Annotated in this window: 17 protein-coding genes and 1 pseudogene; 12 read left to right on the top strand and 6 right to left on the bottom strand. The window is 60.4% G+C overall.

Translation table 11 applies throughout. The features are described 5' to 3' along the window. From ACUVTA_RS04335 to dapA, 3 genes are all read left to right on the top strand, one after another. Positions 1-514: dipicolinate synthase subunit B (locus ACUVTA_RS04335; protein WP_445951741.1), on the top strand; the 514-nt coding region annotated here is incomplete at its 5' end. Positions 515-547: 33 nt separating this feature from the next. Continuing rightward, positions 548-1,558 carry an aspartate-semialdehyde dehydrogenase gene (locus tag ACUVTA_RS04330; RefSeq protein ID WP_445951740.1) on the top strand — a complete coding sequence of 337 codons (1,011 nt, stop codon included), beginning with the start codon at positions 548-550 and terminating at the stop codon, positions 1,556-1,558. Positions 1,559-1,657: 99 nt separating this feature from the next. After that, a complete protein-coding gene (dapA, locus tag ACUVTA_RS04325) occupies positions 1,658-2,542 on the top strand; it encodes a 4-hydroxy-tetrahydrodipicolinate synthase (protein WP_445951739.1) in 885 nt (294 codons plus the stop codon). 133 nt (positions 2,543-2,675) lie between these two features. On the opposite strand, the gene ACUVTA_RS04320 is transcribed toward dapA, so the two are convergent. Beyond that, the gene (locus ACUVTA_RS04320) at positions 2,676-2,894 is read right to left on the bottom strand and encodes a transposase (RefSeq protein ID WP_445951751.1); all 219 of its coding nucleotides are present in this window, start codon (positions 2,892-2,894) and stop codon (positions 2,676-2,678) included. Positions 2,895-3,204: 310 nt separating this feature from the next. Between ACUVTA_RS04320 and tnpA the strand changes: the two genes are divergently transcribed. From tnpA to recA, 9 genes are all read left to right on the top strand, one after another. Further along, positions 3,205-3,624, top strand: coding sequence for an IS200/IS605 family transposase (gene tnpA / locus ACUVTA_RS04315; RefSeq protein WP_445951738.1), 420 nt, complete (start codon positions 3,205-3,207; stop codon positions 3,622-3,624). 69 nt (positions 3,625-3,693) lie between these two features. Then, the gene (locus tag ACUVTA_RS04310) at positions 3,694-4,056 is read left to right on the top strand and encodes a zinc ribbon domain-containing protein (protein WP_445951750.1); all 363 of its coding nucleotides are present in this window, start codon (positions 3,694-3,696) and stop codon (positions 4,054-4,056) included. A gap of 182 nt (positions 4,057-4,238) precedes the next feature. Then, positions 4,239-4,529 (top strand): DUF6922 domain-containing protein, encoded by a 291-nt coding sequence (locus ACUVTA_RS04305; protein ID WP_445951737.1) that lies wholly within the window; start codon positions 4,239-4,241, stop codon positions 4,527-4,529. Continuing rightward, positions 4,490-4,852, top strand: coding sequence for a nucleotidyl transferase AbiEii/AbiGii toxin family protein (locus tag ACUVTA_RS04300; protein WP_445951736.1), 363 nt, complete (start codon positions 4,490-4,492; stop codon positions 4,850-4,852). Before ACUVTA_RS04305 ends, ACUVTA_RS04300 begins: the two co-directional genes overlap by 40 nt. Next, the gene (locus ACUVTA_RS04295; RefSeq protein WP_445951735.1) at positions 4,822-5,160 is read left to right on the top strand and encodes a nucleotidyl transferase AbiEii/AbiGii toxin family protein; all 339 of its coding nucleotides are present in this window, start codon (positions 4,822-4,824) and stop codon (positions 5,158-5,160) included. The genes ACUVTA_RS04300 and ACUVTA_RS04295 overlap by 31 nt, the downstream gene beginning before the upstream one ends. A gap of 29 nt (positions 5,161-5,189) precedes the next feature. Beyond that, positions 5,190-7,319 (top strand): UvrD-helicase domain-containing protein, encoded by a 2,130-nt coding sequence (locus ACUVTA_RS04290; RefSeq protein ID WP_445951734.1) that lies wholly within the window; start codon positions 5,190-5,192, stop codon positions 7,317-7,319. Then, complete coding sequence (locus ACUVTA_RS04285) at positions 7,316-8,188, top strand: lipid II flippase Amj family protein (protein WP_445951733.1); 873 nt, start codon at positions 7,316-7,318, stop codon at positions 8,186-8,188. The genes ACUVTA_RS04290 and ACUVTA_RS04285 overlap by 4 nt, the downstream gene beginning before the upstream one ends. 28 nt (positions 8,189-8,216) lie before the next feature. Next, complete coding sequence (gene ligA / locus ACUVTA_RS04280; RefSeq protein WP_445951749.1) at positions 8,217-10,226, top strand: NAD-dependent DNA ligase LigA; 2,010 nt, start codon at positions 8,217-8,219, stop codon at positions 10,224-10,226. 61 nt (positions 10,227-10,287) lie between these two features. After that, positions 10,288-11,331, top strand: a complete 1,044-nt coding sequence (recA, locus tag ACUVTA_RS04275) for a recombinase RecA (RefSeq protein WP_445951732.1) — start codon at positions 10,288-10,290, stop codon at positions 11,329-11,331. 104 nt (positions 11,332-11,435) lie between these two features. Here the strand turns inward: recA and ACUVTA_RS04270 are convergent, their stop codons facing one another. The 5 genes and pseudogenes from ACUVTA_RS04270 to ACUVTA_RS04250 all read right to left on the bottom strand — a co-directional run bounded on the left by ACUVTA_RS04270 (position 11,436) and on the right by ACUVTA_RS04250 (position 12,913). Next, positions 11,436-11,681: an iron hydrogenase small subunit gene (locus ACUVTA_RS04270; RefSeq protein WP_445951748.1), complete on the bottom strand. Its 246-nt coding sequence runs from the start codon at positions 11,679-11,681 to the stop codon at positions 11,436-11,438. A 27-nt stretch (positions 11,682-11,708) separates the two neighbouring features. Further along, positions 11,709-12,366: pseudogene (locus ACUVTA_RS04265) on the bottom strand ([Fe-Fe] hydrogenase large subunit C-terminal domain-containing protein); the annotation flags it as partial. Then, positions 12,281-12,571 (bottom strand): [Fe-Fe] hydrogenase large subunit C-terminal domain-containing protein, encoded by a 291-nt coding sequence (locus ACUVTA_RS04260; protein WP_445951731.1) that lies wholly within the window; start codon positions 12,569-12,571, stop codon positions 12,281-12,283. The pseudogene ACUVTA_RS04265 and the gene ACUVTA_RS04260, both read right to left, overlap by 86 nt. Then, positions 12,480-12,719 (bottom strand): 4Fe-4S binding protein, encoded by a 240-nt coding sequence (locus ACUVTA_RS04255; RefSeq protein ID WP_445951747.1) that lies wholly within the window; start codon positions 12,717-12,719, stop codon positions 12,480-12,482. Before ACUVTA_RS04255 ends, ACUVTA_RS04260 begins: the two co-directional genes overlap by 92 nt. Next, positions 12,641-12,913, bottom strand: coding sequence for a hypothetical protein (locus ACUVTA_RS04250; RefSeq protein WP_445951746.1), 273 nt, complete (start codon positions 12,911-12,913; stop codon positions 12,641-12,643). The genes ACUVTA_RS04255 and ACUVTA_RS04250 overlap by 79 nt, the downstream gene beginning before the upstream one ends. Positions 12,914-12,945 lie beyond the last annotated feature (32 nt).

Here is a 12,945-nt window from a genome sequence, read left to right as displayed (position 1 = left end):
GTTGATTGAAGAAGGGGCCGAGGTTATTCCCATAGGGAGTCGCGAGGCGGCCACCACCGATACCCGTTTCGGAACGGCGGCATATTGGAAGAGGATGCTGCGGGAGCTGACCGGCAACGAGGTGATCGATTCGATTGTCGCCGCCGAGCCGATTGGGCCGAAGAAGCTCCTTGATCTTTTAGTGGTGGCACCCTGCACCGGGAACACGCTGGCGAAGCTGGCTAATGCGATTACCGACGGGCCGGTTTTGGTGGCGATCAAGGCGCAGCTCAGGAACCAACGGCCGGTAGTTCTGGCGATCGCAACCAACGACGGCCTGGGAATGAACGCCCGCAACTTGGGTGTACTTCTAAACGCGAAGAACATTTACATGGTACCGTTTGGTCAGGATAACCCGAAAGAGAAGCCGAATTCGCTGGTTGCCCGGATGGATCTTTTGCTGGACACCATCTTGTACGCGCTCGAGGGGAAGCAGATCCAGCCTATCGTGATTAGCTACCCGAACGCTTCGTGAAGAGAAAAACTGGTCTTAGAGAGGGGGCCTCCTTTGCGACAGTTTAACGTAGCGGTGGTAGGCGCAACCGGGGCGGTTGGCCAGGAGATTTTAAAGGTGCTGGAGGAACGGAACTTCCCCGTACGGGAGCTCCGTCCTCTGGCTACCGCCCGGTCGGCCGGCAGGGTCATTTATTTCAAGGGCGAAGCATATACGGTAGAAGAGACGCGACCGGAGAGTTTTGAGGACGTGGAGATTGCGCTTTTTGCGGGTGGTGCCGCGAGCAAGGAGTTCGCCCTGGCAGCGAAAGAGCGGGGGGTGCTGGTGATCGATAACTCGAGCGCCTTTCGCCTGGAACCTGATGTTCCTTTAGTGGTTCCAGAGGTCAACCCGGAAGACGTTAAATGGCATAGAGGGATAATCGCCAACCCTAACTGTTCTACGATTATCATGGTGGTGCCCCTGAAACCAATTCACGATGCCGCGGGGATCAAACGGGTGGTGGTTTCCACCTACCAGGCGGTTTCCGGTGCGGGGGCGGCGGCCATTAAGGAGCTTGAGGCGCAGACCCGGGCGGTGCTAAGCGGGCAGGAGTACCCGCCGCAGGTCTTCCCGTACCAGATCGCTTTTAATCTGATCCCGCACATCGATATTTTCCAAGAGCTGGACTATACCAAAGAAGAGTGGAAGATGGTCAAGGAAACCCGCAAAATTTTCCACGACGATTCTCTGGCGATTACCGCAACGACAGTTCGGGTTCCCGTGGTCCGGTGCCATTCCGAGTCGGTGAACGTTGAAACGAAGGAAAAACTTACCGCCCAAGAGGTACGGGGAATCCTTTCGCGGGCACCAGGGGTGGTGGTCGTCGATGACCCGGCGGCTAAAAAATACCCGATGCCCATCCTGGCCTGCGATAAGGACGAGGTCTTTGTCGGGCGGATCAGGGATGATAATTCGCTAGACAAGGGTTTAAACCTCTGGGTGGTGGCGGATCAGCTCCGTAAAGGCGCGGCCACGAACGCGGTGCAGATTGCGGAGTTGGCCATCAAGTATGGCTGCGTGTAAAACAGGTGTCGGATGCAGGATGTCAGAAGCATCCTGTAAAACATTATCTGGTTCCGGCCTCTGACTCTCGACTGCTGAACTTTGGAGGTGGTGTAAGCGATGGCGGATTTCGGCCGGGTGCTTACCGCGATGGTGACGCCCTTCGACAAGGACGGTAGCCTGAACCTTGCCCAGGCGAAGAAGCTGGCCCGCTACCTGGTGGAAAACGGTTCCGACGGGCTGGTGGTTGCCGGCACTACCGGTGAATCACCGACCCTCACCAAGGAGGAGAAAATCGCCCTCTTTGAGGCGGTGGTCGAGGAGGTGGGCGGGAAGGCTACGGTGATTGCGGGCACCGGTAGCTATTCTACTGCCGACAGCATTGCCTTAACCCGGGCGGCGGAAAAGGCTGGCGCTGACGGGGTGATGCTGGTGGCCCCGTACTACAACAAGCCCTCGCAGGAGGGACTTTACCGGCACTTCCGGGCGGTGGCGGAGAGCACCAGCCTGCCGGTAATGCTCTACAACATCCCCGGGCGGACGGCGGTCAACGTCCTCCCGGCCACGGTAGCGCGCCTGGCGAAAGATGTCCCGAATATCAAGGCGATCAAGGAGGCGAGCGGCAATCTCGACCAGGTGAGCGAGTTGCGGCGGGTCCTTCCCGACGACTTCGCGATTTACAGCGGGGACGACGCTTTGACGCTGCCGGTCCTGGCGGTGGGCGGCAAGGGTGTGGTGAGTGTGGTCGCCCACATTGCCGGTAAGCGTCTACAGGAGATGATTAACGCTTACGCGAGCGGGAACGTGACCCTGGCGGCGAAAATTCACAAGGAACTCTTCCCCCTTATTAAGGGGATGTTTATCACTACGAACCCGGTGCCGGTGAAGGCGGCGCTCAACCTTCTCGGGATGAACGTGGGCGCACCACGGCTGCCGCTTGTAGAAGCGACGGCCGAGGAGAAGGAGAAGCTTGGTCAGCTGTTGCGGGACGTGGGTCTGCTTTAGAAAAATGGGGGAGCGCGAGGGGGTAGTAAGCGGGGCTGTCCCAAAAGTCAATCGGGACAGCCCTTTTTTCGTGATAGATGGCGTAGTGAAGATTCACTTTTCTTTGAAAATTTTAGGGGCGAGGACTTAGGAGTTATCTTGCCACCGCAAGCTTTGCCAGATTATGCGCTATACATAACAGACCCCATTCGATCTTTACCTTCTCAAGTCCGCGAAGCAGAAAGCGTCTGAATGACCAGTTACCCTTTATCTGTCCAAATACCGATTCAACCTCCACCCCTCTTTGGGAACGCAGCAGTAGCCCCTTGTCCGAACGCAGGTTCCTGGCCGCCTCTTCTTTTAGTCTTTGCAGTTTCAGACTTACCCTGACTTTTCGGTTGCCAGGAGAAGCGGTTCGAGATTCATCCTTTTTATCGCTGAGTTTACCACCCGCACCAGATGGTTTGCCGGTATGAGGTCATCCAGGCGCATCGGAAGCATCAGTTGGTTCATTTGGTACGGCTTAAAGGTAACTTTCCTGCTGCACCTCTTCACGTCTCTATTTTACTGCATCTTGCCGCTTCTTGTAAAGTAAAGGGGCTGCCACTCTCGGGACAGCCCCATACACGGACCCCCCTCGCCCCGGTATTTACAGCCGTTCCGAAATGTGTTACTATGATGGTATGAAGAAAGAAGTCTGGAAGTCAACCGGAACAGCAGTCTACAACATCAATTACCACTTCGTATGGTCAACAAAATACCGCTGCAAAGTATTGCTTCCGCCAGTGGACGAATCCCTGAAAGAGACAATTGCTACCCTGTGCAGGGAACATGCCTACGAACTGCTGGCCCTGGAGGTCATGCCCGACCACGTGCACGTGTTTCTCGCGGCTCCCCCAAAAGTTGCCCCAGCGGTAATCGCCAAGGTACTGAAGGGCTCCACGGCCCGGACGGTCTTTGTAAAGCATCCGGAACTTAAAAAGAAGCTGTGGGGTGGCCACCTGTGGAACCCAGGCTACTATGTGGGCACAGCGGGACAGGTTTCCAGCGATACCATCAGGCGGTATATTGAGGCCCAGAAAACAGAGGAAGGAGGTGATTGAGTGCCCCTGATCACACTCAAAGCCCAAATCTATGCGGACCTGCAGACTGAAGCCGTTCTGAAGGACGCCATGTTCTGTGCCACCAAGGTTTACAACGGCCTGCTGGGGCATCTAGGGATCATGGTTTGCGACGATGTAGATGAGAGGAACACATCCATTACTTGCCACGCGTGCGGGAAAATCAGGGCTTCCAACCGGAGGCAGCGCAGCCTGTACACGTGTTCCTGCGGTTGGAGGGCGCAGGCCGACATGAACGGAGCTCTTAACATCTTCAAGAGAGCTTACCAGGTATCTCCCGTGAAGGGGAGTAGTGGCCGGGTGGCGCGGCCCGCGGCTGTGTCGTTCCTGTTGGGATGGCACGGTGTCGTTGAACCGAAGCGCGAGGGTAAACCTTTGCGTGCATCCGCTTGGGGATGCCCCTTAATTTATTGAGAGGAGGACGTCACGGAATTATCAGGGCAAAAAGTTTGGTTGAAGTTGTATCTACCCGTTTCGGTCTCCCTGACCGAGTCGACCGGCGGCCTATGTGTGTTGCGCACGCATTCTGTTTCTATGTTTATTGTGGTAAAATAGGCTTGTAAGCCGCCATTTAACATTTAAGGAGTGAAAGCCCTTTGGCTCCTGTCCCCGCCCGGTTTCGAGCCTTCTTTTGGGATACTGACCCGGAAAAGCTCGATCTCAAAAGACACAAGACCTACATTATCGAACGCCTGTTAGAGTTTGGCGATGAAGAGGCTTATCGGTGGCTTTTCCGCCACTACCCGGAGGAAGAAATCAAAACGGTCGTGAAAAAAAGTCGGCGGATTTCCCGCCGTACGGCCGTGATGATGGCTAATTTTTACGCCATTCCGGAAGGGGAAGTTAGGTGTTTGCGCGCAGCGTCAGTTCTGCCGCCCGCGCCGTAATCAAAGCGTTGGCGGTCGAAAGGATTTTCCCTAAATGGGGCTTTTACCTGGCGGGGGGCACGGGCCTCGCCCTGCATCTGGGGCACCGGTTTTCCGAAGACCTTGATTTCTTTTCGGAGCGTGTTTTTGAGCCGGAAGTTTTGGTGCGGGAATTAGGGCCAAGGCTTTCCCTTACCGTGTTCGGTATCACCGCCGGGACGCTTCACGCTTCCTGTGGCGAGGCGGTGAAAACAAGTTTTTTTACTACCCGTACCGGTGCCTTTACCCCCAAAGGGAGTTTGATGGCTGTCCGGTGGCCGATTTTCGGGACATCGCCGCCATGAAACTTGTCGCCGTAGCCCAAAGAGGGACCAAAAAGGATTTCGTTGACCTCTACTTTCTGCTCCGGGAAAAGATCACCCTTGGGAATTTAAAAGAAATCGTGGCGCAGAAATTTGCCGGCGTCCGGTACAGCTGGCCGCATCTTGTCCGGAGCCTCGCCTATTTCGAAGAGGCAGAGGCAGACCCACCTCCCGTAATGTTTAGCACGGCGGGAACGCGAACCCTCACGGCGAGAGAATGGCGGCAAATTAAGCAGTTCTTAACGGAATTGCAGCGCGAAGCCCTCCGCCAAATGCAGGATTGGCGCTAGCGACGGCGAATTTGGGGCAATTGGGGGGCATGTTTTTTCCAGTGCAGGAGTTTTTGCAGGAGCTTAATCCGGAGCAACGGGCGGCGGTCTGCCATACAACGGGGCCGCTTTTGGTGCTGGCCGGGGCTGGCAGCGGCAAGACGCGGGTGCTCACCTACCGGATCGCGTATCTCATCCGGGAGGCCGGCGTCCGGCCCGAGAATATCTTGGCGATCACCTTTACGAACAAGGCAGCCCGGGAGATGCGGGCGCGGGCGGAGCGGCTTTTGCCATATCAAGCGGCGGACCTCTGGGTGATGACCTTTCACGCAGCCTGTCTCCGGATTTTGCGCCGGGAGATCCAGCATCTCGGCCGCAGCCCGGAATTTGTGGTTTACGACGAAGACGACCGGCGGGTGCTCATCAAGGAGTGCCTGAAGGAAAAGAACCTTGACGAGAAGCGCTACCCGCCCGGCGGTCTCATCGCGGCCATTTCCTGGGCGAAGAACTGGCTCGTGCCGCCGGAAGAGTATGCGCAGCAGGCGCAGACGCGCTACGACGCGGTCGTGGCGGAAGTTTACGCCCTCTACCAGGAAAAACTCGCGCGCTACGGGGCACTCGATTTCGATGATCTTCTTGGGGAAGCGGTGCGGCTCTTCCGCGAGTGTCCGGAGGTGCTCGCGCGTTACCAGCGGCGCTTCCGGTTTATCTTAATCGATGAGTACCAGGATACGAATCACGTTCAGTACGTCCTGGTTAATCTCTTGGCTGGCGGCCACCGGAACCTGATGGTGGTGGGCGATCCGGACCAGTCGATTTACGGCTGGCGGGGCGCCGACATCCGTAACATCCTGAGCTTTGAGCGGGATTACCCGGAGGCGCGAGTGGTGAAGCTGGAGCGGAACTACCGCTCTACCGCCGCCATTCTTGCGGTGGCTGATGCCGTGATCAAACACAATAGCCTGCGTAAAGAGAAGGTGCTTCGCCCGGTGCAGGAGGCGGGAGAGCCGCCGGTGCTCTACGTGGCGGCGGACGAAGTGGCGGAGGCCAACTTCGTCGCCGGGCAGATCGGGGTGCTCCGCCGGGAAAAAGGCTACGCCTACCGGGATTTCGCGGTCCTCTACCGGACGCACGCCCAGTCGCGCGTGTTAGAGGAGGTTTTGCTGCTCAGTGGCATTCCCTACGTCATCCTCGGCGGCCTCCGCTTCTACGAACGGAAGGAGATAAAAGATTTGCTCGCCTACCTCCGGCTCATCGTAAACCCAGCGGACGCGCTGAGTCTGAAGCGGGTGATTAACGTTCCCCCGCGCGGCATCGGACCCGGCTACTTCGGGCGTCTCCTGCAGCACGCGGCGGCACGGGGCATCTCTCCGGTAGCGGCGCTCTGCGAAGCCGATGGGATTTCCGGACTGCCGCAGGGCGTCCGGCAGGAGATGCGGGCGCTCGGCAGGTGGCTGGTGGAGCTGCGGGCCCAAGCCCTTCCGGTCACCCGGCTGGTCGAAAGGGTACTGGCGGAGACGGGTTACGAGCGCCACCTTTTGGCGGAGCGGACGCCCGAGGCGCAGGCGCGGCTCGAAAACATCAGGGAGTTCCTCACGGTGACGCGCGAGTTCGACCGCGAGGAGCGCGGCGGGCTGCCGGAGTTTCTATCGGAAATCGCGCTTTTTACCGAGGTTGACCGTTACGACCCCGAGACGGACGCCGTGGCGCTCATGACGCTGCACAGCGCGAAGGGGCTCGAATTTCCGGTGGTTTTCCTCACGGGGATGGAGGAGGGCCTTTTCCCCCACATCCGGAGCAGCGGTGAGGCGACCGCGATCGAGGAGGAGCGGCGTCTCTGCTACGTGGGGCTCACCCGGGCGAAGGAGCGCCTTTTCCTGACGCGGTGTGAAATGCGCCACCTGTACGGGGGTCTGCAGGCTAACCCGCCGTCGCGCTTCCTTGCCGAAATCCCGGCGTCGTTGTTGGCAGCGGGCCGCCCGGACGCGGCGGGTGATGATGAAGTGGTGGTGGAACTCAAGCCGGGCGACCGGGTGGCGCACCGCAAGTGGGGGCCGGGCACGGTAGTAAGTATCACGGGTAGCGGTGAGGATACCCGGGTGACGGTGGCCTTCCCGGCAGTAGGTATAAAAACGCTGCTTTTAAGTTACGCTCCTCTGGAAAGGCTGGCGGCCGAGTGACGAAACACCTCTTGTTAGTAATCCTGCTGACGGTGCTGATTCATCTCGTCAACACCTTGATTTACGGCGTGCGCCTCTCCGGCGTGCGGACCGGGCGGCTGGCGACCGCTTACTCCCTTTTTAACCTGATTTTCCTTATTTCCAGCACGGCGAACACCATCCAGGCGCCGCTGTTTTCTTCGCTCGTTGAAGGAGCGATCAACCGGGGCCTAGCTGCCATGCCGCCCGGGGCACCAGCGACAGTGCTGCTCTCCTCGCCGGTTTACCGGCAGGAGCTCGCCGTGCTCGACCAGAATATCCGCCTGGTGATCCTGGCGGCAACCGGCGGGACGTTTTTAGGGGGGCTTTTGATTCCGGCTTTTGTCCGGGTTTTTTCCCGGACGATCCTGCTTTTTGAGGAAGTGGGCTCGGTGCCGCGCCTGGTGCTTTTCGCTTTTTCCCCGCGCCGCTTTTACCGGGCGCTCAAAAATATCCGGCCGGCGACGCCGGAAACGCTGCGCAAGGCGATACGGTTGCGCGCTACGATGCCGAAAGGTTTTCTGCTGCTCAACATCCTGATTACGGGCATCTACACAACGGGGGTGCTCTCGGCGCTCTACGCCGGGGCGCTCTTCCCCTACTACCGGACGACGGCAACGCTCCTTTCCCCGATTGTCAACGGGATCGCGGCGGTGCTTTTGGCGACGGTCGTTGACCCGACGGCGGCGATGCTCACCGACCAGGCGCTGCGGGGCAAGCGGAGCGAGGCCGACATCCAGCAGATGGTGTTTTTCCTGGCGCTTACGCGCTTTGCGGGCACAATTTTAGCCCAGGCGCTTTTCATCCCGGCGGCGGAGCTGATCCGCTTCGTTGCCGCGCTGATCGTTTAGATGCTGGCGGGAGGAGGTCGGGTTGCGCGTGCTCACGCGGGAAGAGGTGAGACGCCGGATTGAGGAACTCCGGCGGGAGATCGAGTACCACAACTACCGCTACTACGTCCTCGACGCCCCCGTTATTTCGGACGCCGAGTTCGACCGGCTGGTGGCGGAACTGGTTGCCCTGGAGCAGGCTTTCCCAGAGTTTATTACCCCTAACTCACCGACGCAGCGGGTTGGCGGCGCGCCGCGGGAGGGCTTCGCCACCGTCCGCCACCGGGTCCCGATGCTGAGCTTAGCCAACGCTTTCGAGCCGGGGGAACTGCGGGACTTCGACCGGCGGGTGCGGGCAGCGCTGCCGGGGGAGGAGGTGGCTTACGTGGTGGAGCCCAAGATCGACGGGCTCGCGGTCTCCCTCACTTACGAAAACGGCGAGTTCGTCCAGGGGGCGACACGCGGGGACGGGGAGACGGGCGAGGACATCACGCCGAACCTCCGGACGGTGCGCTCGCTGCCGTTACGGTTGCTCAAGGACGCGCCCCCGGTGGTGGAAGTACGCGGTGAGACTTACATGCCGAAGGAGGCCTTCGCCCAGCTCAACGAGCGGCGGGAGGAGGCGGGCGAACCGCCCTTCGCCAATCCCCGGAACGCGGCCGCCGGTAGCCTCCGGCAACTCGACCCGCGGGTTACGGCGCACCGGAAGCTCGACCTCTTCGTTTATGGCCTCGGCTACAGTGAAGGGCTGGCTCTCACAAGCCACCACGCGGTGCTCGCGTGGCTCGCCGCGCAAGGCTTCAAAGTAAACCCGCACTACCGCCGCTTCACCGACATCGAGGCGGTTATCGCCTACTGCCTCTCCTGGCGGGAAAAGCGTTTCGACCTCCCCTACCAGATCGACGGGATGGTGGTGAAGGTCGACGACTTGGCGCAGCAGGAGCGGCTCGGGGCGACGCTCAAAAGTCCGCGGTGGGCCGTTGCTTACAAATTCCCGCCCGAGGAGGCGGTGACCCGGTTGCGGGAGATTGTGGTGAGCGTCGGCCGGACTGGCGTGCTCACCCCCACCGCGGTCTTCGATCCCGTGCATCTCGCGGGAACCACGGTGGGCCGGGCGACGCTGCACAATGAGGATTTGATCCGCGAAAAGGACATCCGCGTGGGCGACTACATTGTGGTCCACAAGGCCGGGGACGTTATCCCCGAGGTGGTCCGCTCCCTGCCCGAGCGGCGCACGGGCGGCGAGCAGGTTTTCCGGATGCCGGCGCGGTGTCCGGTCTGCGGCGCGAAAACGATCCGGGAAGAGGGCGAGGTGGCCATCCGTTGCCCGAACATCTCCTGTCCGGCGCGGCTCAAGGAGAGCATTTTGCACTTCGCTTCCCGGAACGCGATGGATATCCGGGGCTTAGGGCGGGCGCTGGTAGAACAGTTGGTAGAGAAGGGCCTGGTGCGGAACGTAGCTGATATATACGGGCTCAAGGCTGAAGATCTCGTGCGTCTCGAGCGGATGGGGCCGAAGTCGGCTGCCAACCTCCTGCGCGAGATCGAGGCGAGTAAAAAACGGGACCTCGGGCGGCTCGTTTTTGCCCTGGGCATCCGGCACGTCGGCGAGCGGGCCGGGAAGGTGCTGGCCGCGCACTTCGGGAGCCTGGCGCGATTGATGGCGGCTACGGCGGAAGAGTTGACCGCGATCCCCGAAATCGGGCCGAAGATGGCGGCGAGCATCCGGGCCTTTTTCAGCGAACCCCGCAACCGCGCGGTGGTTGAGGCGCTGGTAGCGGCAGGCGTCAACACCGTGGCGCAGGCAGCACCCGGTAAGGGGCCGCTGGCCGGCAAGGTTTTCGTTCTCACCGGGGCGCTCAAGGGGTACACGCGTGAAGAGGCAACCGCCCGGATCGAAGCCCTAGGTGGCCGCGTTGCTTCGAGTGTGAGCCGGCGGACTGACTACGTGGTGGCGGGGGAGAATCCCGGCTCAAAGTTTGCGAAGGCGCGGGAACTCGGCATCAGGATTTTAAACGAAGACGAGTTCAACCGCTTGCTGGCCGGCGACGAAATTTAGCCGTAGCATTCCGCGGCAAATTTTGTTAGAATCAAGAAAAAAGCGCGGGAGGAGATTTTCTTTGAGCGACCGGCAGAAGATGTTGGAAGCGACGCTCCTGCAGATCGAGCGGCAGTTCGGCAAAGGGGCAATCATGCGTCTGGGGGAGGCGACCGGGCGCTTTCAGGTAGAGGTGATCCCTTCGGGCTCCATCGCGCTCGACGTGGCGCTCGGCGTGGGCGGTTTCCCGCGCGGCCGGGTGGTCGAGATCTTCGGACCGGAATCCTCGGGCAAAACGACGGTGGCGTTGCACGCGGTTGCCGAAGCACAGCGCGAGGGCGGTGTGGCCGCCTTCATCGACGCGGAGCACGCCCTTGATCCGGTCTACGCGCGGCGCCTGGGGGTGGACGTGGACAACCTCTTAGTGGCGCAGCCGGATACCGGAGAGCAGGCGCTCGAGATCGCCGAAGCGCTGGTGCGGAGCGGCGCGGTGGATATCATCGTGGTGGATAGCGTGGCGGCGCTTGTGCCCCGGGCGGAGTTAGAGGGGGAGATGGGGGATATCCACGTGGGCCTGCAGGCGCGGCTTATGTCCCAGGCGCTCCGCAAGCTCACCGGGGTAATCAGCAAATCCCGGACCACCGCCATTTTCATCAACCAGATCCGGGAGAAGGTGGGGGTGATGTTCGGTAACCCGGAAACCACGCCGGGCGGGCGGGCGCTCAAGTTTTACGCCTCGGTGCGTCTCGAGGTCCGGAAGATCGAGGACTTAAAGCAGGGTGCCGAGAAGATCGGAAGCCGCGTCCGGGCGAAGGTAGTCAAAAACAAGATGGCCCCTCCCTTCAAACAGGCCGAGTTCGACATCCTTTACGGCGAGGGCATCTCGAAGGAAGGGAGCCTCCTTGACGCCGCATTGGAGCTCAAGCTTATCACCAAGGCGGGAACCTGGTACGCCTATGGCGACCAGCGGCTCGGACAGGGCCGGGAGAACGCGCGCGACTACTTGAAAGAGCACCCGGAACTCTGCCGCGAGCTCGAGGCAAAGGTGCGCCAGGCGCTAAACCTCGCCCGGGGCGAAGCGGCGGCGAGCCAGCCGGAAACGGCCGCGACGCGCGGCGAGAGCTGAGGCTTGATTTAAGGCAAAGGGTTAAAAACCCTACAGGAGAGAGGAATCCTGTAGGGTTTTTAGTTAAAAATGTTTCCCGACCGCTGTCTTTCGTTTTCCAGAACCTACTCCCGGGCTCCCAGAGACTGCCGGGGCGTATAACTGGTGTGCAAAAGCTGGTGTGACCTGTGCCCCAGGGGTTCGCCCAGGAAGTCTTGGTACAGCTTTTTAATCTCCGGGTTCTCGTGGGATTTCCGGTATTTAAGCGCTTTATCCCGCGTGTAGCAGCCGTCGATGCGCGATCTCCTGCGCCCGGTATCCGTAGGGATCGGCTGTCCCCCGCTGCCGATGCACCCGCCGGGACACGCCATAACCTCGATGAAATGGCAGTCTTTAAGCTCCCCGGCGCGCAGTTTATCCATCAGGGCGCGCGTTGGCAAGCCCGTGGGCGACCAAAACCTTGACCTCAATGCCGTTCATGGGTACGGTTGCCTTTTTGATCCCTTCCATCCCGCGGACCGCCTCAAAGTCGATCCTCGCTAACGTCTTTCCGGTGGCGATCTCGTAGGCGGTGCGCAACGCCGCCTCCATCACGCCACCGGTCGCCCCGAAGATCTGGGCGGCGCCGGTGCCGACACCCATCAGTTCGTCATAATCCTCGTCCGGGAGCGCGGCAAAGTCGATTCCGGCCTCCCTGAGTATCCGGATAAGCTCCCGCGAGGTGAGCACCACGTCCACATCCCTACCGATGGCAGGGTTGCCCCAGTAGCGGCTGGCCGCATTCATCTCCGGCCGTTGCGCCTCGAATTTTTTGGCCGTGCAGGGCATTACCGAAACCACAAAAATATCTTCGGGCTTGAGCCTCTTTTGCTGCGCATAATAGGTTTTCGCGAGGGCGCCAAACATCTGCTGGGGCGATTTGCAGGTAGAAACGTGCGGCAAGAGATCGGGATAGAAGTGCTCCATAAAGTTAATCCAGCCCGGACTGCAAGAGGTTAGTTGCGGCAGGACGCCGCCCTCGTTTATCCGCTTTAAAAGCTCTGACCCTTCTTCCATGATCGTGAGGTCCGCCGGTGAAATTCGTGTCGAAAACGGCGTCAAAACCGAGGCGCCGCAGGGCCGCCACCATTTTCCCCGTGATATCCGTCCCCGGCGGCAGGCCGAAAGCCTCACCGATGGCGACGTGCGTCGCTGGGGCGGTCTGGACCACAACGTGCTTTTGGGGATCCGCCAGCGCTGCCCATACCAAGGGGGGTATCATCCCGCTCGGTTATCGCCGCCGTCGGGCATACCAGGGCGCACTGGCCGCACTGGACGCACAGCGTATCGGCTAACTTGCGGTTGCCGGGCGGTCCGACAAAAGCGTCGAATCCCTGTCCCTGGAGTTCGAGCGCGGCGACCGTTTGGATATTCTGGCAAACCGTGATACACCGCTGGCAAAGGATGTACTTGCGCGGGTCGCGGATGATTGCGGGCGTAGAATCGTCCCGGGGGGGAAATCGGCGCGCGTGGCGCCACTCAGGCGCACCGTCCGGACGTTGAGCTGGGCGGCTAACGCCTGCAGTTCGCAGTTTCCGTTCCGGGGACAGGTGGGGCAGTCCATATGGTGGTCCGATAGGATCATCTCCAGGGTCA

This window comes from Thermodesulfitimonas sp., assembly GCF_052743955.1.
This window is presented reverse-complemented; position numbering and strand designations above follow the sequence as displayed.